This is a genomic window from Streptomyces katrae (assembly GCF_002028425.1).
In the GTDB taxonomy this organism is placed as follows: domain Bacteria; phylum Actinomycetota; class Actinomycetes; order Streptomycetales; family Streptomycetaceae; genus Streptomyces; species Streptomyces katrae_A.
On sequence record NZ_CP020042.1, the window covers coordinates 6521635 to 6545605 of the forward strand.

Here is a 23971-nt window from a genome sequence, read left to right on the forward strand (position 1 = left end):
CAGAGAACGACCCATCTTGGGCGGGCGCCTCAGGTGACCCGCACCACCACCAGGCTGGTGTCGTCGTCGGTGTCCCCGAGGACCGCCGACATCAGCCGGTCCGCCAGCTCCTCCGCCGGCTCCGGCCGCAGCCGCTCCACCGCCCGGCGCAGCACCTCCAGGCTCTCGTCCAGGCCCACGTGCCGGCGCTCGACGAAACCGTCCGTGTACAGCAGCAGGGTGTCGTCGGACCGCAGCTCCGTGACGGTCTCCCCGTACCCGGCCCCCGGCAGCGCGCCGAGCAGGATGTTGTGCATGCCCTCCAGGAAACGGGCCCGGCCGCCGCGCAGCAGCAGCACCGGGGGATGGCCGGCCCCGCACCAGTGCAGCGAGCGGTCCGCCGGGTCGAACAGGGCGCACACCGCCGTCGCCGTCGGCTGCCCGGGCGTGCGCAGGGCCACCTCGTTCAGCCACTCCATCAGCCGGCCCGGGGTGTTCCCGGTGAAGGCCAGGCCGTGCAGCGCCCCGCGCAGGGCGATCATGGCCGTGGCGGAGTCGATGCCGTGCCCGGCGATGTCCCCCACCGTGACCAGCACCTTCCCGTCCGGCAGCGACTGCACGTCGTACCAGTCACCGCCCACCCGGTACTCCGCGGCCGCCGGCCGGTAGCGGGCCGCCACCCGCAGACCGGGCGGGTTCTCCAGGGCCGGGGCCTCCGGGACGATGGCGTGCTGGAGGCCCAGCACCAGGTGGTCGCGCAGCTCGGCCTCGATCCGCGCGGCCGACAGCTGGTCGTACGTGGCGGTCAGCGCCACCTCCGTGTGGTGCTGCGCCGACACGTCCTGGAACACCCCGACGATCCCGGTCAGCGCGCTGCCCGTCAGCACCGGCTCGGCCGCCACCCGCACCCGGCGCACCCCGCCCCCCGGCCGCACCGCCCGCACCAGGACCTGCCCGCCCGCGTGCCGGTCGGTCAGGGAGGCCAGCAGGCCCTCCAGCCGTGCCCTGTCCTGCGGGTGCAGCCGCGCGCCCAGGTTGCGCAGGGGCACGGCCGGATCCTCCGGGTGCAGCCCGAAGACCGGGTACGCGTGCGCGCTCCACACGGTCGTACCGGCCGCGAGGTCCTCCTCGAACACCGCCAGCTGCTCCAGCCGCGCCAGCGCCCGGGTCAACGGCGGCCCGCGCCGGTCGTCGGCGTGCCACATCACCGCCGTGCGCCCGCCGCCCAGCGGAAGCACCCGCACCTCGGCCATCGCGTGCTCGGCCGCCGCCGTCCCGGCCTTCGCGGGCCTGGCGTTCGGGGGAGCGGCCGGCAGGACGGGGGCGTACTGCGGGGCACCGGTGGCGTTCGCCCGCGCGAGCAGCCCGACCAGTTCCTCGTACACGGAGGGGAAGAGCTGCGCGACCGGCCGCCCGACGGGCGCGGGGAGGCTGCCGAGGTAGCGCACGGCGGCGGGGTTGAGGTAGTCCACGGTGTGCGCCCGGCCGAAGCCCACGGCCTGGCCCCCGGCCGGGACCGTCACGCTGACGAGCATCGCCGGCATCACGAGCTCGGAGAGGACGGCGGTCAGCCGGGGCGGCGCGGCCGGCCCGTGGTCCCTGAGGTCCAGCACCTGCCCGGCCGGGCGGCACAGGGCCGCGACGGTGGCGCGCACCGTGTCGTCGAGGCCCCGGGGTCCGGGCCAGACGACCAGGGCGAGCCCCGCGCTCTGGCCGGACCGGTGGAGCGGGACCAGCCCACGGGCCGCCTCGGCCCGGGGACCGGGCAGCCGGCCCTCCGCCCCCGGGCCGTCGGGGAACCAGGTGGGCAGGCCCATCGTGAGCGTGCGGTGCAGCGGTCCTTCGGTCTCGGGCGGGACCCAGCGCCAGTGCGTGGCCTCCAGCGGGGGCGCTCCGGCATGCCCGGCCAGTTCCAGGCAGTCGGTCTCGGTCCGCCGCCACAGATAGACGGACTCGATGCCGAGCCGCCGCAGGCCGCCCTCCAGCAGGGCCGAGGCCGCGGCGTCGGCGGTGTCGGAGGTCAGCACCGCGGTGGTGCCCCGGCGGATCCGGCGGGCCTCGGCCGTCGGCACCGCCACCTCCGCCGCCCCCGGGCCGGAACCGTGGACGGCGTCCGGGCCGATCGCCGCGTTGACGATGTCCGCCGCGAGGTCGGTGGCGCTCAGCCCCGTCGACACGGCCAGTCTGAGCAGGTGGTCGTTCGCCTCGGCGGGCGGCACCGACAGCTGGGCCATCAGCACCCCGCAGGCCAGGTCCAGGAGACTGCGCCGGGCCCGGTCGGCGTGCAGGGCGGCCACCTCGGCCGTCAGGTCCGCGACGGTCGAGGCGAGTCCGCTCTCGGGCTGGGCCATGAGGCTTCCTCAGCGGGGTGTCAGCCAGGTGCGCAGGGCGGTGAGCAGCCGGTCGGGGGCCACCGGTTTGACCACGTAGTCGGACGCCCCGGCCGCCAGGGCCTCCGTCCGGTCGCCCGGCATCGCCTTCGCGGTCACCACCACCACGGGCAGCTCCGCCAGCCGGGGCATGGCCCGGATGGCCCGGGTGGTGGCGTAGCCGTCGAGGCCGGCCATCATCAGGTCCATCACCACCAGGTCGACCTCCGGGTGCGCGGCCAGCATCCGGATCGCGGCCTCGCCGTTGTCGCAGGTCAGTACCTGCATGCCCGCGGACTTCAGCACCTCGGTGAGGGCGTAGACGTTGCGGGTGTCGTCGTCGACGACGAGCACCGTCCGGTCCCGCAGGCCCTCGTCGTCCACCGGCGCGGCGAGCGCGGCGGCAATGGCATCGTCCTGCTCCTCCTCGCTCCCGGCCGGCGCCGGCCGGGCCTGCGTCCTGCCGTCGTGCTCCGGCAGGTAGAGGGTGAAGCAGCTGCCCTGGCCCAGCGTGCTCTCGGCGGTGAGGGTCCCGCCGAGCAGCTTGGAGACCTCGCGGCTGATGGACAGGCCCAGGCCGGTGCCGCCGTACGCCCGGTCGGTCCCGCTGTCGCCCTGCTGGAACGCGTCGAAGACGGACTCGAGCTGTTCGGCGGGGATGCCGATGCCGGTGTCGATGACCCGGAAGGCGAGGACCGGCCCCGCCCCGCGCAGCGGTTCGGGCACCTCCTGCGGGGCGGTCTGCTGGACGCGCAGGGCGACCCCGCCGGTGTGGGTGAACTTCAGGGCGTTGGAGACCAGGTTGCGCAGCACCTGGCGCAGCCGGGCCTCGTCGGTGACCAGCCCCTCGCCCGCCGACGGCGCCCCGCTCACGGTGAACTCCAGGCCCCGCTCGTCCGCGACGGGCCGGAAGGTGACGTCCACGTAGTCCAGGACCCGCTGGAGGGACACCGGCTCCGGGTGCACGTCCATCCGTCCGGCCTCCACCTTCGACAGGTCGAGGATGTCGTTGATCAGCTGGAGCAGGTCGGAGCCGGCCGAGTGGATGACGGCCGCGTAGTCGGCCTGCTTCTCGGTCAGGTTGCCCTCGGCGTTCTGCGCCAGGAGCTGGGCGAGGATCAGCAGGCTGTTGAGCGGGGTGCGCAGTTCGTGGCTCATGTTGGCCAGGAACTCCGACTTGTAGAGGGAGGCCCGGGCCAGCTCCTGGGCCCGCTCCTCCAGTTCCTGGCGGGCCTGTTCGATCTGGTGGTTCTTCCGCTCGATGTCCCGGTTGCGGTCGGCCAGCAGGGCCGCCTTGTCCTGGAGTTCGGCGTTGCTGCGCTGGAGTTCGCGCTGGCGGGCCTGGAGTTCGCCGGACCGGGCGCTGAGCTCGGCGGTCAGCAGCTGCGAGCGTTCCAGCAGCTCGTCGGTACGGGCGTTGGCGGTCAGGGAGCTGACGTTGACCCCCAGCAGCTCGGTGAACTGCTCCAGGAAATCTCGGTGCAGGGGAGCGAAGGGGCGCAGGGAGGCGAGTTCCAGGGCGCCGAGCACCTGCCCTTCGAAGACGATGGGCAGCACGATCAGGGTGGTGGGGTCGGCGGAGCCCGTCCCGGTGAGCACCGGTGCGTACCCGGGCGGCAGTTCGTCCACGACGACCACCCGGTGGTCGGCGGCCGCCTGCCCGACCAGGGACTGTCCCACGCGGAAGCGACGGGGCACGCAGGAGGGGTCGTCGGGCAGCCCGTACGAGGCGATCGCGACGAGTTCCGGTGCCTGGCCCTCGGCCCGGTCGGCGCCCACGGCGCCCTGCGGGCCGTCCTGGGCCAGGAAGAAGCAGCCGTACTGCGCGTGCACCAGGGGCGGCACCTCGCGCATGATCAGCTGGGCCACCGTGGTCAGGTCGCGCCGGCCCTGGATCCCGCCGGAGATCCGCGCGAGCTGGGTCTTGAGCCAGTCCTTCTCCTCGTTGGCCCGGGTGGTGGCGCGCAGCGACTCCACCATGGAGTTGATGTTGTCCTTGAGCGCGCCGACCTCCCCGGGAGCCTCGACGGTGACGGTACGGGTCAGGTCGCCGCGGGCCACGGCGCTGGTGACCTCCGCGATGGCCCGGACCTGGCTGGTGAGGTTCGCCGCGAGCTCGTTGACGTTCTCGGTGAGCCGGCGCCAGGTGCCGGACACGTCCGCCACCTCGGCCTGGCCGCCGAGCCGTCCCTCGCTGCCGACCTCCCGGGCCACCCGGGTCACCTCGGCCGCGAACGACCCCAGCTGGTCGACCATGGTGTTGATGGTGGTCTTGAGCTCCAGGATCTCCCCGCGGGCGTCCACGTCGATCTTGCGGGTGAGGTCGCCCTCGGCGACGGCCGTGGTGACCTGCGCGATGTTGCGGACCTGGTTGGTGAGGTTGTCCGCCATCGAGTTCACGTTGTTGGTGAGGTCCATCCAGGTGCCCGAGACCCCGTGGACGGTCGCCTGTCCGCCCAGGTTGCCCTCCGTGCCGACCTCCCGGGCCACCCGGGTGACCTCCTCCGCGAAGGAGGACAGACGCTCGACCATCGTGTTGATGGTGTCCTTCAGCTCCAGGATCTCCCCGCGCGCGTCGACCCTGATCTTCTGCGTGAGGTCGCCCCTGGCCACCGCCGTGGCCACCTGGGAGATGTTGCGCACCTGCGAGGTCAGGTTGTCCGCCATGCTGTTGACGGCGTCGGTGAGCTCGCGCCACACGCCCCCCACGGGCGGCACCCGCGCCTGCCCGCCGAGCCGGCCCTCCCCGCCGACCTCCTGCGCCACCCGGGTCACCTCGGTGGTCACGAGGGACAGCTGGGCGACCATGCCGTTGAAGACGGCCGCGATGTTTCCGGGCAGGCCGCCGGCGTCCTCCGGAAGCCGGGTGTCCAGATTGCCGTCGCGGACCGCCATCAGGCCCGCGAGCAGCTGTTCCAGCGTTCTGTCTGTCTCGTCCATGGCCAGTCCCGTAGAGGAGCCGTCGCCTCCACTGTGACACGTGAGGCTTCGTCCCGGAGTCCGGCGCCGCCCGCCGCCCGCCGCCCGCCGCCCTACTCCGTACCGGTGACGCGGCGGCCCCCGCCCGGCGTGCCTCCCGCCCGGCCGGGACCCCGCGCCCGGGAGGGCGGTAGACCTGGCTCCGCGGACGGACAGGGGCGCCGCGGGCAGGGCGGACGGACAGCGGGGAGACGCGATGGAGGGTACGGCGAAGGGCCCGGCGGCCGCGGGCGCGGCGGCGGAGCTGTTCGCGTGGTGGGCGGCCGGCCTCGTCCTCCAGGTGCTCTTCATCAGCACCCTGTCCTGGCCCGAACTGGCCGTCGCGGCAGCCGGCGCCGCCCTGGCGGCCGTGGCCGCGCGGGCGGTACGGCGCGCCGCGGGCGCCCGCACCGGAGGCCGCGCCCGGCTGCTGACCGCCCTGCTGCTGTTCCCCGGCGCCCTGCTCACCGACACCGGGCGGCTGACCGCCGCCACCGCCCGCGTCCTGCGCGGCCGGCGGGTCACCGGCCGGTTCCACACGGTACGGCTGCGCCCGGGCAGTGGCACGGCCTGGGTCTGCGGGCTGCTCTCGGCCACCCCGGGCCTGTACGTCGTCGAGATCGGGCCGCCCGGCGCCACCGCCCTCGCCCACACCCTGCCCGGCCGCCCCACCGCCCTCGAACGCGCCCTGACCAGCGGCGGCCGCGGATGAGCGGGAGCACGGGCGAGCAGTGGAACGTCTGGCTCGGCGCCGCCGCCGTCCTGCTGGTCCTCGGCCTGCCGCCCGGTCTGGCGGCCGGCTGCCGGGGCACCCCGCCGCAGCGGCTGGCCGGCCTCGCCCTGACCGGGACCACGGCCACCGTCGTACTGCTCCTGGCCGCACGCGGCTTCGGCCGCAGCGGCTACGAGGACCTCGGCCTGGTCCTGGCCGTACTGGGCCCGGTCGGCGTCCTGGTCTTCGCCCGCGTCCTGGGCCGCCCCCAGAGGTCCCCGGAGCGCCCCGGGAAGGAGGGTGACGGTGGATCCCCGTGAAGTCTGCGCCGTCGTCCTGCTCGCCGCCGGGACCGGGGTCCTGCTGCTGTCGGGAGCCGCGCTGCTGGCGCTGCCCCGGCCCTACGCACGGCTGCACGCCCTGTCGTCCGCCTCCTCCCTGGGCGCCCCGCTGTGCGCCCTCGCCCTGGCGGTGGCCGCCGGGCCCGGCCGGGAGGCGGGGAAACTGCTGGTCGTGGCCGCGCTCATGGTGCTGGGCGGAACCCTGACCACCCTCGCCGTGGGCCGCTCCACCGCCGTGGACGAGGGCCGCGTCCCCCGGGACTCCCCGCCGTGACCCCCGTCGGGCTCCTCGTCGACCTCACCGTGCTGCTGGTCGCGGCCGTCGCCACCGTCGCCGTCCGCACCCACGACCCGGTCCGCCAGGCCGTCGTGCTCAGCCAGCTCGGGCTCCTGCTCGCCCTGCTGTTCACCTTCCTCCAGGCCCCCGACGTGGCACTGTCCCAGCTGGCCGTGGGCACCGTCGTCACCCCGCTGCTGATCATGCTGACCGTCCGCAAGATCCGCCGGCAGACCGGATCGGCCACCGGCGGCGGGCGGCGCGGCCGGGGCGGGAACCGGTGAACCGCACCGCGCGCACCACGCTGTTCTGGTGCGCGGCCCTGGCCATCGCCCTCTGCTACGGGATCTCCTGCGGGCACCTCCCCGGCTTCGGCGGGTCCTTCCACCCCTACGCCGACCGGGCCGTCCCGGCCGCCCTGGCGCACCGCACCGCGAACGCCGTCGCCTCCGTCAACTTCGACCAGCGCGGATTCGACACCCTGGGCGAGGAGTTCATCCTCTTCACCGCGGTCCTCGGCGCCGCGATGGTCCTGCGCCGGGCCCGCGACGAGCACACCGTCAGCCCCCGCCCCGGCCGCGTCCTGCCCACCGTCCGCCTGGCCGGCACCGTGCTCCTGCCGGTCGCCCTCGTCACCGGTGTGTACGTCATCGCCCACGGGCAGCTCACCCCCGGCGGCGGGTTCCAGGGCGGCGTGGCCCTCGCCACCGGACTGCACGTCGCCTACCTGGCGGCCGACTACCGGGTGCTGCGCAACGTCCGCCCCCGGACCGTCCTCGACCTCGCCGACGCGATGGCGGCCGGCGCCTTCGCCGCCCTCGGGCTGGCCGGTCTGGCCTGGGGATCGGCCTACCTGGAGAACGTCCTGCCCTGGGGCGTGCAGGGCCAGATCGTCTCCGGCGGCACCGTGCCCCTGCTCAACGCCGCCGTGGGGGTGGAGGTCGGCTCCGCCCTCGTCGTACTGCTCGCCGCCTTCCTCGACCAGGCCCTGGAGATCGAGACCGGATGACGACCACCCTGCTGGCGGCCGCCCCGGCGACCGGCCAGGCCACCACCGACCCGTTGCCCTACCTCGCCGCCGGCTGGATCCTCCTCGCCGGCCTCCACGGCCTGGTCACCAGCCGCCACGCCGTGCACGCCATCGGCTGCCTCACCGTGGTCCAGTCCGGCACGTACGTCCTGCTGCTGGCCGTCGGCTACCGGCGGGGCGCAACCGCCCCCTACTTCACCGACATCCCGCCCACCACCCCGGTGGCCGACCCCGTGGCCCACGCCCTCACCCTCACCGACGTGGTCGTGGGGGCCGCCGTCAGCGCCCTGCTGCTCGCCCTCGTCCTGCAGACCGCCAAACGGCACGGCACCGCCGACCCCGACGCCCTGACCGGCCTCAAGGGCTGAGGGCCCGGTACCCACCGTGACGCACGCCGCCGCCCTGCTCCCGCTCACCGTCGCCTGGCCGCTGCTCGGAGCCGTCCTGCTGGCCGGTCCCGGCCGGTGGCTGCCCCGGCTCGGCGCCGACGCCCTCGCCAGCGCCTGGGCCACCGCCCAACTGGCCCTGCTCGCCTGGCTGTGGTCCGCCGCCGGGGACGGGCGGATCATCAGCTGGGTCGCCGCCTGGACCCCCGTCGACGGCCACAGCGTCGGCATCGTCCTCGCCGCCGACCGCATCGGCGGCGGGCTGGCGCTCCTCGCGGCCGCCCTCGTCCTGGCCGCCCTCGGCTACTCCTGGCACTACTTCGACGAACCGGAGAGCGAGCGCGGGCACGGCGGCGCGTTCCCGGCCCTGCTGCTCCTCTTCGAGGCCGGCATGTGCGGGTTCGCCCTCACCGGCGACCTGTTCGACGCCTTCGTCTTCTTCGAGCTGATGGGCGTCGCCGCGTACGCCCTCACCGCCTACCGCGTCGAGGAGCCCCGCCCCCTCCAGGGCGCCCTCGCCTTCGCGCTGACCGGCTCGGTCGCCGGGTACTGCGCCCTGCTCGGCATCGGTCTGCTCTACTCCCGCACCGGGGAACTGGCCTTCGCCCGGATCGGCGAGGTGCTCGACCGGGAGCCGGCGGGACCGGTCTCCGCCGCGGCCTTCGCACTGATCGCCACGGCCATGCTGGTCAAGGCGGCCGCCGTGCCCTTCCACTTCTGGCTGCCCGACGCCCACGCCGAAGCCCCCTCCCCGGTGTGCATGCTGCTGTCCGGGGTGATGGTCGAGCTCGGGCTCTACGGACTGCTGCGCGTCTACTGGACGGTCTTCTCCGGGCCCGGCGGCATCCCCGCGGAGGCCTTCCGCACCACCTTCCTGGTGGTCGGCGCGCTGACCGCGCTGACCGGAGGCGTGCTCTGCTGGCAGCAGCGCCACCTCAAACGGCTGCTCGCGCACTCCACCGTCGGCCACATGGGGCTGTTCCTGTGCGCGGCCGCCCTGCTCACCCCGGCGGGCACCGCCGGGGCCGCCCTGTACGCCCTCGGCCACGCCGGTGCCAAGGCCGCCCTCTTCGCCCTGGTCGGCGTGCTCCTCGACCGGTTCGGCTCGGTGGACGAACACGGGCTGTACGGGCGCGGCCGCGACCTCGTGGCGGCCGGGGCGCTGACCGTGACGGGCGCCCTGGCCCTGGCCGGCCTGCCGCCGTTCGGCACCGGCCTGGGCAAGTCGGTCGCCGAGCACGCCACGGTCCATGAGGCCCCCTGGCTGCTGCCGGTGTTCCTGCTGGTCCCCGCCGTCACCGCGGGCGCCGTCCTGCGGGCCGCCCTGCGGGTGTTCGCCGGCGCCGGGACGACGCCCCGGCAGCGGCACGCGGGCCCCGAGACCACGGGCAGCGGGGAGGAGCCGGAGGTCCGCGACCCCAGCCGCCGCGTCCCGCGCGTCATGCTCGTCGTCCCCGCCCTGCTCCTGGGCGCCTCGCTCGCGGTGGGCCTGCTGCCCGGCCTCGCCCACCGGATCGCGGAGGCCGCCGCCCGGTTCTGCGACCCGGCCGGCTACGCCGCCGCCGTGACGGGCCGGACGGTCCCGGCGGCCGGCCCGCGGGTGCCCGAGGCCGGCTGGACGGCCACGGGGGTACTCCTCGGCCTGGCCGGCACCCTGCTGGCGGTGGCGATGGCCGCCGCCGCGCTCTGGGGACCCGCGCTGAAGGGCCCGGCAGCCGTGGCCGCCCGGACCGCGGCCGACCGCCTCACCGTCCTCGCGGTCGTCCCGCTGCGCCGCCTGCACTCCGGGCACGTGGGGGACTACGTCGCCTGGCTCGCCGCCGGACTGGCCGCGCTGATGGTGGTGTTCGCCCTGTGCACCTGATCCCGAAGGCGCTCGTCAGACGGTGGCGGTGGCGGCGGCCAGCTCGTCGACGACCTCGCTGAGGCGGCCGTGCCGGTGCAGCGCCGCCCGCTGCCGGGCGGCCCCGCTGCCCTCGCGCCGCAGCCGGCGCAGCAGGTCCTCCACCAGGGCCAGGTCCCCGGCGGCCTCGAGCCCGGGCGCCGCCCGGGCCAGGAGGCGGTCCACCAGGGTGCCGGCGGGCAGCCGTTCACCGCTGAAGGGGTCCAGCCCCCAGCCGTGCAGCCCTTCGGCCGCGGCGAGCTCGTGCGCGGCGCGCAGCCGCCGGTCGGAGACCTCCGGCGGCGGCTGGTGGCGCTCGGCCTCGGCGAGCAGGTCCTGGGCGAGCCCGCGGAGGAGGGCGGCCACCAGGACCACCGTCTCGATGTCGGCGTTGGAGTCGGCCACGCGGATTTCGAGGGTGGGGACGTGCTCGGAGGGGCGGGCGTACCAGTAGAGCATCCGCCGGTCCATCAGGATCCGGTGCTCGACCAGGGCGCCCACGTACGCCTCGTACTGGGCCTCGCACATCACCGGAGCCGGGCCGACGGTGGGCCAGCGGGAGAACTGCTTGTAGCGCCAGCTGTCGAAGCCGGTGTCACGGCCCAGGACGAAGGGGGAGTTGCCGGTGAGGGACTGCAGGACCGGCAGCCACGGCCGCAGGCGGTGGGACAGGTCCAGGGCGGTGGCCCGGTCCATGGTGCCCAGGTGGACGTGGCAGCCGCAGACCAGGCCGTCGTAGCGGCCGACGAGCGCGTCGAACGCCCGGGCCATGCGCCGGTAGCGGTCGGTGTCGGTCACGGTCAGCGGCCGGGCGGGCGGCATCGCGGGGGTCCCCGTCGCCAGCAGCCTGCACCCGAACTCCTCGGCGGCCGCCACGGCGGTGCGCCGCAGCCGCGCGAGCTCGGCCCGCAGGCCGGTGGTGTCGGCGACGGGCAGGGTGCACACCTCGACCTGTGCCGCGAAGAACTCCGTCTGCACCTGTTCACCGAGCTCGACGGCGGCAGCCGCGATCACGGCGGGAGCCCGGTCGGCCGGACGCCGGCTGGCCCGGTCGACCAGCAGGAACTCCTCCTCCACTCCCATCGTCAGCGCGTGCATCGGGGTCTCCTCGCTCGGGGCTCCGCGTATACCCCGCGCCGCACGGGCGCAGTCGCGTCCGCGGGTCAGCGGTCGTCGCGCATGTCGTCCAGATCCCCCTCCCGCAGGTCGTGCATCACGTCGCGCATCGTCGCGTCCTCGCGGCCCCGCTCGTGCGCGATCTCACCGGGGGTGCGCGGCCGTCCGCCGGTCCTCAGCTGCTCGGGACTCGGCGACCGGCCCCGGATCCGCCGCCCTTGGCCCTGCCCCCGGCCCTGTCCCTGATCCTGTACCTGTTTCTCGTCCTGTCGCCTGTCACCCATGACGCACACTCCTCACCCCCACGCCGCCCCCCTCTCCTCCATGTTCCTCCCCTTGTGCACCCATCTCCTGGTGCGCCTACCCCCTGCGTTTGCCCCTATGGCCCCCGGGCAGACTCCGACGTGCCGCCCCGTGGTCTCGAACGCGGGGCGGACCACGTGCCGCGTGCCGGGCCGGGAGGCGGCCGGATGGCGGGCGGCAGACGATGGAAGCGCGGGCCGCGGTTCCGGCGGGTCCGCCCGGGCCGCCAGGCGGAGCGCGGGACGGGCTCGGCGTGGGGTGCGTGCCGGATGAACGAGGACATCCAGGTCGACGACCTGATCGACAGCGCGGCGCAGGCCGCGGGCGGCTGGCTGGGTTCCCTGCCCGTCGCCCTCATGGCCACCAGCGCCAACGGCACCATCGTGCGCTGGAACCAGGTCGCGCAGGAACTCCTCGGCTACGCCCCGCCGCAGATGCTCGGCCACAACATCGCCGACCTCCTCCACCCCGGATCCGACCGCAGCCTGGGCCGCTCCCTGTGGGAGACGGTGGCCACCGGCCGCGGAGTGATGGGCACGGTCACCGCCTGGCACCGCGACGGCCACCCGATGGAGCTGGAGATCTGGGCCTCACCCGTGGCCGACCGGCAGGGCCACGGGACCGCCACCGTGCTGGTCTTCGCCGCCGAGGCACCCGCCGCCCGGCGCATCCGGGGCTCCTCCGCCGTGTGGGACGGCCTGTTCGCCCGCTCGCCCGTCGGCATCGCCATCCTCGACACCCAGCTGCGGTTCCTCCAGGTCAACGCCGCCCTGGAGGCGATGAACGGGCTGCCGGAGTCGGCGCACGTGGGACGCCGGCTCGCCGAGATCCTGCCCGCCGTCAACGCCCGCGAGATGGAGGAGGCGATGCTCCAGGTCCTGGAGACCGGGGAGCCGGTCCTCGACCGCCGCCGGGTCGGGCGGACCCCCGCCGAACCGGAGCACGACCGGGTGTGGTCCTGCTCCTACGTCCGGGTCGAGGACCCCGCGCACAAGCCCATCGGGGTCATCGCCTCCCTCGTGGACATCACCGAGCAGCGGCGCGACCACGTCGAGGCCGAGGCGGGCCGGCGCCGGCTCGCCCTGCTCAGCGAGGCCAGCATCCGGATGGGCTCCAGCCTCGACCTGGAGCGCACCGCGCAGGAACTCGCCGACCTCGCCGTGCCCCGCCTCGCCGACGCCGTCACCGTCGACGTGCTCGACGCCCTGGCCCACGGTGAGGAGCCCGGCATGGGCCTCACCGGCGGCGCGGCCCTGCGGCGGCTGGGCCGGGCCCCGCTCGGCGGCTCCCGGGTGACGGACATCCTCGCCCCGCTCGGCCGGACCCTCGTCTTCCCCGCGACCGCCCCGTACACCCAGGCCCTGGCCTCCCGGCAGCCCTTCCTGGTGGCCCGCCTGGACGCACAGGCCATCGCCCCGGCGGCCCGGCACACGGCCAGACCCGCCCAACTGGTCGAGGCGGGCGTCCACTCCCTCGTCATGGCCCCGCTGGTGGCCCGGGACCGGGTCCTCGGCGTCGCCGTCTTCTACCGCACCCGGCCGGGCGGCCCCTTCGGCGCCGAGGACGTCACCCTGGCCGCCGAACTCGCCGCCCGTGCCGCCCTCAGCATCGACAACGCCCGCCTCTACCACCGCGAGCACGAGACCGCCGTCATCCTCCAGCGCAGCATGCTGCCCCAGCACATCACCCCGCCCCGGGGCATCGAGGTGAGCCACCGCTACCTGCCCGCCAGCGACGTCAACGAGGTCGGCGGGGACTGGTACGACGTGCTGCCCCTGGCGGGAGGCAAGGCCGCGCTGCTGATCGGCGACGTCATGGGCCACGGCATCGCCGCCGCCGCCGTCATGGGCCGGCTCTCCGCCTCCGTACGCTCCCTCGCCCGCCTGGACCTGTCGCCCGTGCGGCTGCTGCACCAGCTGGAGGCCGCCCTCGACGACCTCGCCGAGCCGATGCTGGCCACCTTCCTCTACGTGGTCGTCGACCCCGCCGCCGGCCGCTGCACCGTCACCCGCGCCGGCCATCCGCCGCCCGTCCTCGCCCTCCCCGACGGGACCGTGCGCATCCTCGACACCCCGCCCGGGGTCCCCCTGGGCGTCGGCGGCATCGCCTTCACCCCGACCGAGGTCGAGGTGCCCCCGGGCAGCCTCCTCGTCCTCTACACCGACGGCCTGATCGAGGCCCGCGGCAGCGACCTCGACGAGCGCCTGGCCGAACTGGCCCAGCTCCTCGCGGACCCGCAGCGCAGCCTGGACCACGTCTGCGACTCCCTGATCACGCACCTGGTCCCGGCGGCCGCGGACGACGACATCGCCCTCCTGGTCGCACGGGTGGGCGGCTGACCCCCCGCGGCGAAGGCCCCCGCCCGTCCGCGTCGTGCCGGGCGGCGCGGGGGCCTTCGCCGGCCACCGGGTCAGTTCTTGCCGAGGAGGCCGTTCATCCGGGTGATCTCGGCGCTCTGGGAGGTGACGATCGCCGCCGCCATGTCCTTGGCGGGCTGGTACCGGCCGTCCGTCTGCTCGGTCTTCGCCATGGCGACGGCGCCCTCGTGGTGCTTGACCATCAGCTGGAGGAAGGCGGTGTCGAAGGCCTTGCCGGAGGCCTTCGTCAGCTGGTCCATCTCCTCGCCCGTCATCATCCCGGACATGGAGTGGCCCGTGTGCCCGCCGCCCTCCGCGGGAACCTGCTCGCCCCAGGAGGCCAGCCACCCGGAGAGGGTCTTGATCTCCGGGTCCTGGGCCTTCCTGATCTCGTCGGCGAGTGCCCTGACCTCGGCCGACTCGGCGCGGGTCGCGGCGAGGGAGGCCATCTCCAGGGCCTGGCGGTGGTGCGGGAGCATGCCCTGGGCGAAGGCGGTGTCGGCGGCGTTGTGCGCGGCCGTGCCCGAGGGGGCGGTGGAGGCGGGAGCGGTGGGGGTGTCGTGGCCGCCGCCGTGTCCGGAGGCGCCGTCGGACTTCCCGCCGCAGGCGGCGAGGACGAGGGCGGCGGTGACGGCCGCGGCCAGCGCGGTGGTGCGGCGGATCGGGGAACGCTTGGCGTGCATGGTGGTGCTTCTCCTGTGCTGAGGCGTGTCGGAACGTCGGAACGGGCTCGGCCGGCGGGTGTGCCGGCGGGAGCCGCCTATATGCGCAGGAGCTGCAGTTCGCTGAGGGAGGGGGGCGCACGCCCGTGCGCCGTCGCCCCGGCCGGCGCCGCGTGCGCGGCCGCCGTGGCGGCGGGGACACCGCCGGGCGCGGGGGCGAGGGCGGGCAGGACCGGGGTGCCGCTGGTGCCGGGGGCCGCGCAGGCGGCGTCGGCATGCCGCGCGTGCCCGCCCCCGCACCCGTCGTGCGCGGCACCGCCCGCGTGGGTACGCCCGCAGGCGCCGGGCGCCGACGCGGCTGCCTCGGGGGCACCGGCCGTGGCGCCCGGGGCGTGCCGGGCAGGGGTCGCGGCCCCGGAGGCGGCGTACGGGTGGGGCATGGCGTCCGGGCCGGGCTGCGGGAGGCCGCCCGGGCCCAGTCCGTGCATGGCGATCAGGCCCGTGAGGACCGCCAGGACGAGCACCAGGAAGCCGGCCGGGCCGACGGCCCACCCCGCTCGCTCCGCCCGCGTCGTCCTCATGCCGGGCATCGTATGCGAGGCGTCCCGATACTCCAAAGGGGTAGGGGGTATGGGCGCGGGCCCTCAGACCGGCCGGCCGCGGTGCAGCTCCAGTGGGCCGGTGCCCTCGGCGAGGGCCTTGAGGCAGGCCTTGATCTGGCGCCGCAGGTGCGGTCCGACCAGCCCGCGCAGCTCCCGGCGGGGGACGGTCCGCCACTCCAGCAGCTCGGCCGGCGCCAGCCGGATCCGGGCCAGCGCCGCCGCGTCGAGCACCCCGCCGTCGTAGAGGAACCGCACCCGCGCCGGGTAGCCCGGCCGGTGGGACCAGTTGACGGCCAGGAGCCGGCCGGGGGCGAGGTCCAGGCCGATCTCCTCGCGCACCTCCCGCGCGGCGGCGGCCCGGGGGGTCTCCCCGAGGTCGCTGTCGACCCCGCCGCCGGGCAGCAGCCAGCGGCCCGGCTCGCCGTAGCCGGGCCGGACCAGCAGCACCCCGCCGGCCCCGTCGGTGAACAGCACGTTCGCCGCCGTGAGGGCCTTCGGCCGGGCGGCCCGGTGGGCGGCGGCGTCGTAGCCGCCCGCATGCTCCCGGGCCGTGCGGTCCGCCGGGTCGTACCCGGCCGGGGAGCCGGGCTGGGCAACGCCGTCGACGAGGTGCGCGAGGGAACCCGAGTACAGCGCGGCCAGCGCCGCGCGCAGCCGGGGCGCCAGCCGGGCGGGCAGCTGCCGCACGGCGTCCTCGGGGGAGAGCCAGCGGGCCTCGGAGACCTCGCCGTCGGGGAAGGACAGCGCTGCGGCCCGTTCGTCGGAGAGCGGTCCCACGAGGTACACGTGCACCACGAGCGAGCGCCCGAGCGCCCCGGGCGGGCAGGAGTCCACGGCCAGCAGCCGGCCGACCGGCACGGCCAGGTCCAGCTCCTCCTTCAGCTCCCGGGAAAGCCCCTCCTCCGGGGTCTCGGTGTCCTCCACCGTCCCGCCCGGCAGTTCGAGGCCCTCCTTGTAGGAAGGGGTCAGCACGAGGACCCGCCCGCCGGCGTCGAGGACGATCCCGGTGGCGGCGACCAGCGGGGACGGCTGGGCGGCGTAATAGGCGCGCACGGCCTCGGGTGAGGGTCGGTCGGGCACGGTGACGGCTCCTGGGATAGGGCGGGCCGGCTGGCCCGGAGGGCGGGACGCGCCCCTGGGGGGCGATTCCCGCGCATCACTACCACGCCCGCGGCGCGAGCAGGCCGGACACCACGGACCGGCCCTCCGGGCGGGTCGCCGTGGCCGAAGACCGGGGCCTTCGCAGGGGCCGCGACCGGGCGGCTTCAGGCGCGGGCGAGGAGCATGCCGCCCATCGTGACCATGGTCGCGGCCACCAGCCCGTCCAGCACCCGCCAGGCCCCCGGCTTCGCGAGCACGCCGCTCAGCAGCCGCGCCCCGTAGCCCAGGGTGGAGAACCAGGTCAGGCTGGCCAGGCCGGCCCCGATGCCGAAGGCCCAGCGCAGGTCCCCCCGGTCGGCGGCGAGCGAGCCGAGCAGCAGGACGGTGTCCAGGTAGACGTGCGGGTTGAGCCAGGTCATCGCCAGGCAGGTCAGCACGGCCGCGCGGGCCGACCCGGAGCCGGCCCCGTCGGCGGTCAGGGCCGCACCCGGGGTCGGGCGCAGCACCCGGCGCGCCGCCAGGACCCCGTAGCAGATGAGGAACCCGCCGCCGGCGATGCCCACGGCCGTCAGGGCGGCCGGCCAGGCCGTGACGAAGGCGCCGACGCCGGCCACGCCGAGGGCGATGAGGGCCGCGTCGGACACGGCGCAGATGGCGACCACCCACAGGACGGCGTGCCGGCGCGCGCCCTGCCGGAGCACGAAGGCATTCTGCGCGCCGATGGCGACGATGAGGGAGAGGCCGGTGCCGAAGCCGGCCAGGAGCGCTGCCGTGATGCCGTTGTTCATGCCTCCGACCGTAGGCAGCGCGCCGCGCTCAGTACAGCTAAAGATTTTTACGTACCCTTAGCGTTCATGATGGACGAGCTTCCCCTGGACCAGGTGCGGACCCTCCTCGCGGTCGTCGACGAGGGCACCTTCGACGCGGCCGCGGCCGCCCTGCACGTGACGCCCTCCGCCGTCAGCCAGCGGGTGAAGGCCCTCGAACAGCGCACCGGCCGGGTCCTGCTGATGCGCACCAAACCGGTACGCGCCACCGAGTCCGGCGAGGTGGTGGTCCGCTTCGCCCGCCAGCTCGCCCGGCTGGAGCGCGACGCCCGGGCCGAGCTGGGCATGGGCACGGCCGACGGGCTGGGGCCGGTCCGGCTGCCGATCGCCGTGAACGCGGACTCGCTGGCCACCTGGTTCCTGCCGGTGCTGAGCCGGGTCCCGCAGGACCCGCCCGTCTGCTTCGAGCTGTACCGCGAGGACGAGTCCCACACCACGGCCCTGCTGCGCGAGGGCCAGGTGATGGCGGCCGTCACCTCCTCGCCGGACCCGGTGGCGGGGTGCACCGCGGGCGCGCTCGGGCTGGCCCGTTACCTGCCGGTGGCCGCCCCCGGCTTCGCGGCCCGCCACCTCGCCGGGGAGCCGGCGGTGGACCTGCGCACGGCGCCGACCATCGTCTTCGACCGCCGCGACGACCTCCAGGACTCCTTCGTCCGCTCCCTCACCGGCGACGGGACCGGCGCCTCGCCCGTCCGCCACCGGGTGCCGACCTCGGAGGGCTTCCGCGACGCGGTGGCCGCCGGGCTGGGCTGGGGCCTGGTGCCCGAACCGCAGGCCGAGCCGCTGCTGCGCGCGGGGGCGCTCGTACGGCTGACCCCGGGGCGGACCCTGGACGTACCGCTGTACTGGCAGCAGTGGAAGCTGGACTCGCCCGCCCTGGCGGCGGTGGCCCGGCTGGTCGCCGAGACCGCCCGCGCGGCCCTCCTGCCCCCGGGCCGGCCCGGCTCCCGGGGGCCCGCCGCCGGGGACCGCCCGCGCTGACCGCTCCGGGACCGGAGGCGGCCGGGATGAGGGCCGGCGGCGGGCGTCGTCTACTGGGAGGGACGTGCGTACACCGACCGACCGCAGGGGAGCACCGGGATGAGGAAGATCACCGCAGAGCTGTTCGTATCCCTCGACGGCGTCGTGGAGGCCCCCCACGAGTGGCACTTCCCGTACTTCAACGACGAGATGGGCGCCGCCGTCGAGGCGGTCGTCGGCACGGCCGACACCCTGCTGCTCGGCCGGCGGACCTACGACGGTTTCGCCGGGGCCTGGCCGGAGCGCGAGGCCGCGGGCGGCGAGGACGCGGCCTTCGCCAAGCGGCTCGGCGACACGCGCAAGGTCGTGGTCTCGCGCGGCACCCCGGACCTCGGCTGGCGCAACGCCGAGCTGCTCCGCGGCGGCCTCGTCGAGGGGGTCAGGGCCCTGAAGAACGAGCCGGGCGACGGCCGCGTCGCGATCAGCGGCTCGGTGTCGGTGGTCCGCCAGCTGCTGGCCGCGGGCGAACTCGACCGGCTGCACCTGCTGGTGCACCCCCTCGCAGTCGGCCGGGGCATGCGGCTGTTCGCCGAGGACGGGCCCCCGCTCCCCCTGAGGCTGGTTTCCTGCGAGACCTTCGAGACCGGCGTCCTGAACCTCTTCTACGCCCCCGCCACGGCCCCCGGCAGCGCCACGTACGAGGACGCCAAAGCCCACCTGCCGCGGGAGGACGCCGGGTGAGCCGGCTCCGCCGACCCGGTGAACCATGACGCGATCATGCCTCTACGCTTGGCCCCGGCAGGCCGTCGACGGACGGCCGGTGAGGGAACGGAGCGGGCGGTGCCGGTGCCATCGGAGCAGGCGAACGACGGAGAGCTCGTCGGCAGGGCGCTCGGGGGGCGCTACCGGGTCACCTCGGTGGTCGGCCGTGGGGGCATGGGCGTGGTCGCGAAGGCCGTCGACGAGGTCCTCGGCCGGGAGGTCGCCGTCAAGCTGCTGCGGGCCTACACCGACGCCGGCCCCGCCGAACTGGCCGACCTGCGGACCCGGATGCAGCGCGAGGCGCAGGCCGCCGCACGGATCCGGCACACCGGTGTGGTCACCGTGCACGACGTGACCGAGGACCAGGGGCTCCCGGTCATCGTGATGGAACTCGTCGACGGCCCCTCGCTCGACGCGGTCGTCGCACAGCGCGGCGCGCTCGACCCCTACGAGGCCGCCGCGATCGGCGCGAAGCTGATGGACGCCCTCGACGCGGCCCACCGGGCCGGCGTCCTGCACCGGGACGTCAAGCCGGGCAACGTGCTGCTGGAGCGGGGCGGCCGGGTCGTCCTCACCGACTTCGGCATCGCCAGCATGCAGAGCCCCGACGACGAGGAGCTCGCGAAGCTGACCCGCAGCGGCGAGATCGTCGGCTCGCTGGACTACCTGCCGCCGGAGCGCGCCCAGGGCCGGGAACCCGGACCCGCCTCGGACATCTGGTCGCTGGGGATGACCCTGTACGCGGCGGTGGAGGGCGTCTCGCCGTTCCGCCGGACCTCGGTGTGGTCGACGCTGTCCGCGATCGTGGCCGAACCCCTGCCCGAGGCCCGGCGGGCGGGCCCGCTCGGCCCGGTGCTGCAGGCGCTGATGGCGAAGGAACCGGAATCCCGCCCCACCGCCGACCAGGCGCGCGCCCTGCTGGAGGCGGTGGCGGCCGGGGGCGCCGGGACCGCCGCGGGACAGGCCGGGACCGCCACGGGTACGGGCCCCGCGACGGCCGCCGGGCCGGCCGGGCCGGCCGGCCTGCCCGGGCAGCCGGCCGGGGCCGTGCCGCCGGACCGGGCCGGCGCGGCCGGTGCCCCGGGCCCGGGCACCGCCCTGGCGCAGCCCGCGGCCGCCGGCTTCGGGCCGCCGCCCACGGCCCCGTCGCCCCTCGCCCCGCCGCCGTCCGGCACCGGACCGGCCGCCGCGCCGGGTGCCGGCTCCTTCACCGAGCCCGGCGGCGCGCCCTTCGCGTCATCCGGCGCCGGCCCCTCGGCCGGCCCGGCCGCCGGCTCCGTCACCGGGCCCGGCGGTGTGTCCTTCACCACGCCCGGCGCCGGGGCGCCGGCCGGGTTCGGGCCGCCTCCGGCTGCCGCCGGGGCCGGCGTACCGTTTCCGCAGCAGCGCTCCCAAGGCCCGTCGCCCTACGACCCGTTCCCCCCGCACGGCACCCCGCAGGGCGCCCCGCACGGCACCCCGCAGGGCGGCCCGCACGGGACCCCGCAGGGCAACCCGCACGGCACCCCGTCGGGGCGGCCGCCCGCGGGCGCCGGCGGGGCCGGGGGCCGGGGGCGCGGGCGTGGCCGGATCGCGGTCGCCGTCGCCGTGGTCGCCGTACTCGCGGCCGGAGGCGCCACGTACGCCCTGACCTCCTCGGGCGGCGGCAAGAAGGCGCGCACCACCGCCGGACCGCCGGCCTCCGCCACCGCCTCCCCGGCCCCGGGCGACCTGCACGGCACGGCGAGCCCGGCCCCGTCCCCCTCCCCGTCCAGGTCCGGCCCCTCCGCCACCCCCTCGAGGACGCCCGGCACGGCGTCCCCCTCCGCGTCGGCACCCTCGCCCGCCGCCGCCAAGCCGAGCCCCACCCCGACGGGCTGCGCCGGCTGGACCCACAAGGACCCCAAGCCCGGCACCTACGGCTACATATCCGGCGACCACCACCTGCTGGCCGCGCCCTACCAGCAGTGCGCCCAGGGCAGCCTGGTCAAGAGCGGGACGAAGCTCTGGTACCACTGCTACATCATCAACTCGTACGGCAACCAGTGGACGTTCGTCCGCGTGGACGGCACCAACCAGACCGGCTGGCTCTACAACCGCGACCTCACCGGGCAGAAGGGATCGTCCCCCGCGTGTTAGCCCGCCCCGACGCCCCGGCCTAAGCTGCGCCCATGGAGTCCTACACCATCGGCCAGGCGGCCCGGCTGCTCGGCGTCAGCGTCGACACGGCCCGGCGCTGGGCCGACGCCGAGCGCTTCCCCACCCGCCGCGAGGGCACCCGCCGCATGGTCGACGGCCCGGACCTGGCCGCGTTCTGCGTCGAGGCGGCGCAGGAGGGGGCCGACGGCGAGGAGTCCTACACCTCGGCGCGCAACGCCTTCCCCGGCATCGTCACCGGCGTCAAGCTCGGCACCGTCGACGCCCAGGTCGAGATCCAGGCCGGCCCCCACCGCATCGTCTCCCTGCTCACCCGGGAGGCCGTGGAGGAGCTGGGCCTGGAGGTGGGCTCGCGGGCCACGGCGCGGGTGAAGTCGACCAGCGTCTTCGTCGACCGCGGCTGACCTCCCGCGGGTTCCCGGGCGCGGCGGTGGCAGACTGGCCGCTGATCCGCCGAAGGGAAGTACCGCGTTGTCCATGTTCAGCAATCTGCGCCGGGCCGTACGCCGCGGCTACCGGCGGGCCGTCGACCTCAGCCACCCGGCCCGCTCGCCGCTCGGCAGCGCCGTGGTCAACTGCGTGGTCTACCAGGACGGCATCCGCCAGGAGGGCTGCGGCGAGGTCGAGGAGGCGCTGCGCCGGGTCCGCAAGACCGGCGAGGGCTTCGTCTGGATAGGGCTGCACGAGCCCTCCCAGCTGGAGCTCGCCAGGCTCGCGGAGCTGCTGGGGCTGCACCCGCTGGCCGTCGAGGACGCCGTCCACGCCCACCAGCGGCCCAAGGTGGAGCGCTACGACGACACCCTCTTCGCGGTGTTCAAGACCGTCCGCTACGTCGAGCACGAGGAACTGACGGCGACCAGCGAGGTGGTGGAGACCGGCGAGCTGATGGCCTTCGTCGGCGAGGACTTCGTCATCACCATCCGGCACGGCGGCCACGGCACCCTCGGTCCCGTCCGCGAGGCGCTGGAGGCCGAGCCGGAGCAGCTGGCCAAGGGTCCGGCGGCCGTGCTGCACGCCATGGCGGACCATGTGGTCGACGACTACGTGGCCGTCACGGACGCGGTGCAGAGCGACATGGACGCCGTGGAGACGGCCGTCTTCAGCGAGCACGGCGGGCGGGGCGACGCGGGCCGGATCTACCAGCTCAAGCGCGAACTCCTCGAACTGCGCCGGGCGGTGGCCCCGCTGGGGCGGCCGCTGGAACAGCTCGCCACGCAGCCGATACCGGTGATCCCGCCGGACGTCCGGGCGTACTTCCGGGACGTGGCCGACCACCTGACGCGGTCGACGGAGCAGATCGCCGCCTACGACGGGCTCCTCGACTCCATCCTCCAGGCGCACCTGGCACAGGTGACGGTGGCGCAGAACGAGGACATGCGCAAGATCACGGCGTGGGCGGCGATCGTGGCGGTGCCGACGATGGTGTGCGGGGTGTACGGCATGAACTTCGACCACATGCCGGAGCTGCACTGGACGTACGGCTACCCGCTGGTCCTCGCCGTCATGGCGGTGGCCTGTTACGTCATCCACCGGGGCTTCCGCCGCAACGGCTGGCTCTGAGCCGTCCGTCCGCGCCGGTGCGCGGACGGACGGGTGCCGGACGGCTGTGCCCGAGGGGGTGTCCTCCGGTTCCCGTATCTGGTAGGAAAGTTTCCTAACGGAACAGGGAAGGCTCAACCCCCCTACGGAGGCCTTGTGTTCACCCCTCGTCGCACCACCCTGGCCATCGGCGCCCTCCTCGGCGCCACCCTCCTCGCACTCCCGGCCGCGGCCCAGGCCGCGCCCGCCGCCCCCGCCCCCCGCGCCGCCCGCGCGGCGGCGGGCCTGGACGACCCGGCGAAGAAGGACATCGCCATGCAGATCGTCTCCAGCGCCGAGAACTCCTCCCTCGACTGGAAGGCGCAGTACAAGTACATCGAGGACATAGGCGACGGCCGCGGCTACACCGCCGGCATCATCGGCTTCTGCTCCGGCACCGGCGACATGCTCGACCTCGTCGAGTACTACACCCAGGTCAAGCCCGGGAACGTGCTCGCCAAGTACCTCCCGGCCCTGCGCAAGGTCAACGGCAGCGACTCCCACGCGGGCCTCGGCCCCGCCTTCACCAGGGACTGGGCCAAGGCCGCCCAGGACGCCGAGTTCAAGAAGGCCCAGGACCACGAGCGCGACCGGGTCTACTTCGACCCCGCCGTCAGGCAGGGCAAGTCCGACGGTGTCGGCACCCTCGGCCAGTTCGTCTACTACGACGCCATCGTCATGCACGGCGACGGCACCGACCCCACCAGCTTCCGCAGCATCCGCAAGCGCGCCCTGTCCAAGGCCAAGCCCCCCGCCCAGGGCGGCAGCGAGACCGCATGGCTGAACGCCTTCCTCGACGCCCGCGTCTGGGCGATGAAGCAGGAGGAGGCGCACAGCGACACCAGCCGCGTCGACACCGCCCAGCGCGTCTTCCTCAAGAAGGGCAACCTCGCCCTGAACACCCCGCTTGACTGGAAGGTGTACGGGGACTCGTACCACATCGGCTGACCCCGGCCCGCTGAACAGCCCAACTCCCTTTGAAACCAACGGTACTGGCCTTATTCGGTTGGCTCGAAGTGGCTTGAGGGCGTCGCCCCGGGGGCATAACCCCGGCCCGGCCCCGTTTTTTACAGGGGAGGGGCCGCAGGTTCCGTCCCAAGGGGGGCTCGTGAACTACTATCTCGACGTCATCAAGCGGTACGCCGACTTCCAGGGCCGCGCCCGCCGCCAGGAGTACTGGATGTTCCTCCTGTGGAACATCCCGATCGTGATCGTCCTGACGATCCTGGACTACGCGCTCGGCAGCTACCCGGTCATCACCTGGATCTACACCCTCGCCGTGTTCCTCCCGTCCCTGGGGGTCTCGGTCCGCCGGCTGCACGACACCGGGAAGTCCGGATGGTGGTACCTGATCAGCCTGATCCCCTTCGTCGGGTTCATCTGGATGATCGTCCTGATGGCCACCGACGGTGACGCCGGACCGAACGCGTACGGCCCCAGCCCCAAGCAGATCGCCGCCTGATCCGCCTCCGGGCGGCCCGCACCTCGAAGCGCCGTCACCGGCCCCTCACGGCCGGTGACGGCGCTCGCGTGTGCCCGGGGTGACACGCGTCTCGCTCGGGTTGCGGCAGGGGGCTGTCCTGACCGGGCCGATCACGAGATATCTTGATGTCGAGCAATGTTGCAGACGAGA

The 23971-nt window shown here is 75.2% G+C and carries 23 protein-coding genes; 15 read left to right on the top strand and 8 right to left on the bottom strand.

The features are described 5' to 3' along the window. Positions 1-29: 29 nt before the first annotated feature. On the bottom strand, positions 30-2330 hold the full coding sequence (locus B4U46_RS29535) for a SpoIIE family protein phosphatase (RefSeq protein WP_079430682.1): 2301 nt from the start codon (positions 2328-2330) through the stop codon (positions 30-32). Positions 2331-2339: 9 nt separating this feature from the next. Further along, on the bottom strand, positions 2340-5288 hold the full coding sequence (locus B4U46_RS29540; RefSeq protein WP_121016904.1) for a HAMP domain-containing protein: 2949 nt from the start codon (positions 5286-5288) through the stop codon (positions 2340-2342). A gap of 235 nt (positions 5289-5523) precedes the next feature. On the opposite strand from B4U46_RS29540, the gene B4U46_RS38395 reads away from it, so the two are divergent. From B4U46_RS38395 to B4U46_RS29575, 7 genes are read left to right on the top strand one after another with little or no spacing between them, the layout of a single operon-like run. Further along, on the top strand, positions 5524-6018 hold the full coding sequence (locus tag B4U46_RS38395) for a hypothetical protein (RefSeq protein ID WP_185117148.1): 495 nt from the start codon (positions 5524-5526) through the stop codon (positions 6016-6018). After that, positions 6015-6338 (top strand): MrpF/PhaF family protein, encoded by a 324-nt coding sequence (locus B4U46_RS29550; RefSeq protein ID WP_079430684.1) that lies wholly within the window; start codon positions 6015-6017, stop codon positions 6336-6338. Before B4U46_RS38395 ends, B4U46_RS29550 begins: the two co-directional genes overlap by 4 nt. Further along, positions 6325-6633: a monovalent cation/H(+) antiporter subunit G gene (locus B4U46_RS39365; RefSeq protein ID WP_159036698.1), complete on the top strand. Its 309-nt coding sequence runs from the start codon at positions 6325-6327 to the stop codon at positions 6631-6633. The genes B4U46_RS29550 and B4U46_RS39365 overlap by 14 nt, the downstream gene beginning before the upstream one ends. Further along, positions 6630-6920, top strand: a complete 291-nt coding sequence (locus B4U46_RS39370; protein WP_237293162.1) for a Na(+)/H(+) antiporter subunit B — start codon at positions 6630-6632, stop codon at positions 6918-6920. Before B4U46_RS39365 ends, B4U46_RS39370 begins: the two co-directional genes overlap by 4 nt. Further along, positions 6917-7645, top strand: a complete 729-nt coding sequence (locus tag B4U46_RS29565) for an MnhB domain-containing protein (RefSeq protein WP_079430686.1) — start codon at positions 6917-6919, stop codon at positions 7643-7645. Before B4U46_RS39370 ends, B4U46_RS29565 begins: the two co-directional genes overlap by 4 nt. After that, complete coding sequence (locus B4U46_RS29570) at positions 7642-8034, top strand: NADH-quinone oxidoreductase subunit K (RefSeq protein WP_079430687.1); 393 nt, start codon at positions 7642-7644, stop codon at positions 8032-8034. Before B4U46_RS29565 ends, B4U46_RS29570 begins: the two co-directional genes overlap by 4 nt. 16 nt (positions 8035-8050) lie before the next feature. Further along, positions 8051-9916 (top strand): complex I subunit 5 family protein, encoded by a 1866-nt coding sequence (locus B4U46_RS29575; RefSeq protein ID WP_237293163.1) that lies wholly within the window; start codon positions 8051-8053, stop codon positions 9914-9916. 15 nt (positions 9917-9931) lie between these two features. Here B4U46_RS29575 and B4U46_RS29580 read toward each other — a convergent pair whose 3' ends face one another. Together B4U46_RS29580 and B4U46_RS29585 are read right to left on the bottom strand one after the other, a co-directional pair. Then, complete coding sequence (locus tag B4U46_RS29580; protein ID WP_079430688.1) at positions 9932-11032, bottom strand: carboxylate-amine ligase; 1101 nt, start codon at positions 11030-11032, stop codon at positions 9932-9934. A gap of 65 nt (positions 11033-11097) precedes the next feature. Next, complete coding sequence (locus tag B4U46_RS29585) at positions 11098-11334, bottom strand: hypothetical protein (RefSeq protein WP_079430689.1); 237 nt, start codon at positions 11332-11334, stop codon at positions 11098-11100. A 288-nt stretch (positions 11335-11622) separates the two neighbouring features. Here B4U46_RS29585 and B4U46_RS29590 point away from each other — a divergent pair, with 288 nt between their 5' ends. After that, the gene (locus tag B4U46_RS29590; RefSeq protein WP_079430690.1) at positions 11623-13692 is read left to right on the top strand and encodes a SpoIIE family protein phosphatase; all 2070 of its coding nucleotides are present in this window, start codon (positions 11623-11625) and stop codon (positions 13690-13692) included. 71 nt (positions 13693-13763) lie between these two features. Here the strand turns inward: B4U46_RS29590 and B4U46_RS29595 are convergent, their stop codons facing one another. The 4 genes from B4U46_RS29595 to B4U46_RS29615 form a co-directional block, all read right to left on the bottom strand. After that, entirely contained in the window at positions 13764-14393 is a 630-nt protein-coding gene (locus tag B4U46_RS29595) for a DUF305 domain-containing protein (protein ID WP_079430691.1), read from the bottom strand. Positions 14394-14470: 77 nt separating this feature from the next. Then, on the bottom strand, positions 14471-14953 hold the full coding sequence (locus B4U46_RS29600) for a DUF6153 family protein (RefSeq protein WP_079432070.1): 483 nt from the start codon (positions 14951-14953) through the stop codon (positions 14471-14473). Between the two features lie 63 nt (positions 14954-15016). Further along, positions 15017-16054, bottom strand: coding sequence for an NUDIX domain-containing protein (locus tag B4U46_RS40415; protein WP_100862422.1), 1038 nt, complete (start codon positions 16052-16054; stop codon positions 15017-15019). Positions 16055-16239: 185 nt separating this feature from the next. Further along, positions 16240-16863: a LysE/ArgO family amino acid transporter gene (locus B4U46_RS29615; RefSeq protein WP_079430692.1), complete on the bottom strand. Its 624-nt coding sequence runs from the start codon at positions 16861-16863 to the stop codon at positions 16240-16242. Between the two features lie 69 nt (positions 16864-16932). Between B4U46_RS29615 and B4U46_RS29620 the strand changes: the two genes are divergently transcribed. The 7 genes from B4U46_RS29620 to B4U46_RS29650 all read left to right on the top strand — a co-directional run bounded on the left by B4U46_RS29620 (position 16933) and on the right by B4U46_RS29650 (position 23800). Beyond that, positions 16933-17883 carry a LysR family transcriptional regulator ArgP gene (locus B4U46_RS29620; protein ID WP_079432072.1) on the top strand — a complete coding sequence of 317 codons (951 nt, stop codon included), beginning with the start codon at positions 16933-16935 and terminating at the stop codon, positions 17881-17883. A 99-nt stretch (positions 17884-17982) separates the two neighbouring features. Then, positions 17983-18603 carry a dihydrofolate reductase family protein gene (locus tag B4U46_RS29625; RefSeq protein ID WP_079430693.1) on the top strand — a complete coding sequence of 207 codons (621 nt, stop codon included), beginning with the start codon at positions 17983-17985 and terminating at the stop codon, positions 18601-18603. 195 nt (positions 18604-18798) lie between these two features. Next, a complete protein-coding gene (locus tag B4U46_RS39385; protein ID WP_420543182.1) occupies positions 18799-20742 on the top strand; it encodes a serine/threonine-protein kinase in 1944 nt (647 codons plus the stop codon). A 32-nt stretch (positions 20743-20774) separates the two neighbouring features. Next, a complete protein-coding gene (locus tag B4U46_RS29635) occupies positions 20775-21164 on the top strand; it encodes a TOBE domain-containing protein (RefSeq protein ID WP_079430694.1) in 390 nt (129 codons plus the stop codon). A 73-nt stretch (positions 21165-21237) separates the two neighbouring features. After that, entirely contained in the window at positions 21238-22320 is a 1083-nt protein-coding gene (gene corA, locus B4U46_RS29640) for a magnesium/cobalt transporter CorA (protein ID WP_079430695.1), read from the top strand. 135 nt (positions 22321-22455) lie between these two features. After that, the gene (locus B4U46_RS29645; RefSeq protein WP_079430696.1) at positions 22456-23286 is read left to right on the top strand and encodes a chitosanase; all 831 of its coding nucleotides are present in this window, start codon (positions 22456-22458) and stop codon (positions 23284-23286) included. A gap of 160 nt (positions 23287-23446) precedes the next feature. Continuing rightward, positions 23447-23800 carry a DUF805 domain-containing protein gene (locus B4U46_RS29650; RefSeq protein ID WP_079430697.1) on the top strand — a complete coding sequence of 118 codons (354 nt, stop codon included), beginning with the start codon at positions 23447-23449 and terminating at the stop codon, positions 23798-23800. Positions 23801-23971 lie beyond the last annotated feature (171 nt).

Coding starts and splice junctions, on each gene's coding strand:
- B4U46_RS29590 (WP_079430690.1), top strand. CDS start 11,623: ATGAACGAGGACATCCAGGTCGACGACCTGATCGACAGCGCGGCGCAG.
- B4U46_RS29595 (WP_079430691.1), bottom strand. CDS start 14,393: ATGCACGCCAAGCGTTCCCCGATCCGCCGCACCACCGCGCTGGCCGCG.
- B4U46_RS29570 (WP_079430687.1), top strand. CDS start 7,642: ATGACGACCACCCTGCTGGCGGCCGCCCCGGCGACCGGCCAGGCCACC.
- B4U46_RS29535 (WP_079430682.1), bottom strand. CDS start 2,330: ATGGCCCAGCCCGAGAGCGGACTCGCCTCGACCGTCGCGGACCTGACG.
- B4U46_RS29585 (WP_079430689.1), bottom strand. CDS start 11,334: ATGGGTGACAGGCGACAGGACGAGAAACAGGTACAGGATCAGGGACAG.
- B4U46_RS29540 (WP_121016904.1), bottom strand. CDS start 5,288: ATGGACGAGACAGACAGAACGCTGGAACAGCTGCTCGCGGGCCTGATG.
- B4U46_RS29615 (WP_079430692.1), bottom strand. CDS start 16,863: ATGAACAACGGCATCACGGCAGCGCTCCTGGCCGGCTTCGGCACCGGC.
- B4U46_RS29625 (WP_079430693.1), top strand. CDS start 17,983: ATGAGGAAGATCACCGCAGAGCTGTTCGTATCCCTCGACGGCGTCGTG.
- B4U46_RS29600 (WP_079432070.1), bottom strand. CDS start 14,953: ATGAGGACGACGCGGGCGGAGCGAGCGGGGTGGGCCGTCGGCCCGGCC.
- B4U46_RS29580 (WP_079430688.1), bottom strand. CDS start 11,032: ATGCACGCGCTGACGATGGGAGTGGAGGAGGAGTTCCTGCTGGTCGAC.
- B4U46_RS39385 (WP_420543182.1), top strand. CDS start 18,799: ATGGGCGTGGTCGCGAAGGCCGTCGACGAGGTCCTCGGCCGGGAGGTC.
- B4U46_RS29550 (WP_079430684.1), top strand. CDS start 6,015: ATGAGCGGGAGCACGGGCGAGCAGTGGAACGTCTGGCTCGGCGCCGCC.
- B4U46_RS29620 (WP_079432072.1), top strand. CDS start 16,933: ATGGACGAGCTTCCCCTGGACCAGGTGCGGACCCTCCTCGCGGTCGTC.
- B4U46_RS38395 (WP_185117148.1), top strand. CDS start 5,524: ATGGAGGGTACGGCGAAGGGCCCGGCGGCCGCGGGCGCGGCGGCGGAG.
- corA (WP_079430695.1), top strand. CDS start 21,238: ATGTTCAGCAATCTGCGCCGGGCCGTACGCCGCGGCTACCGGCGGGCC.
- B4U46_RS29635 (WP_079430694.1), top strand. CDS start 20,775: ATGGAGTCCTACACCATCGGCCAGGCGGCCCGGCTGCTCGGCGTCAGC.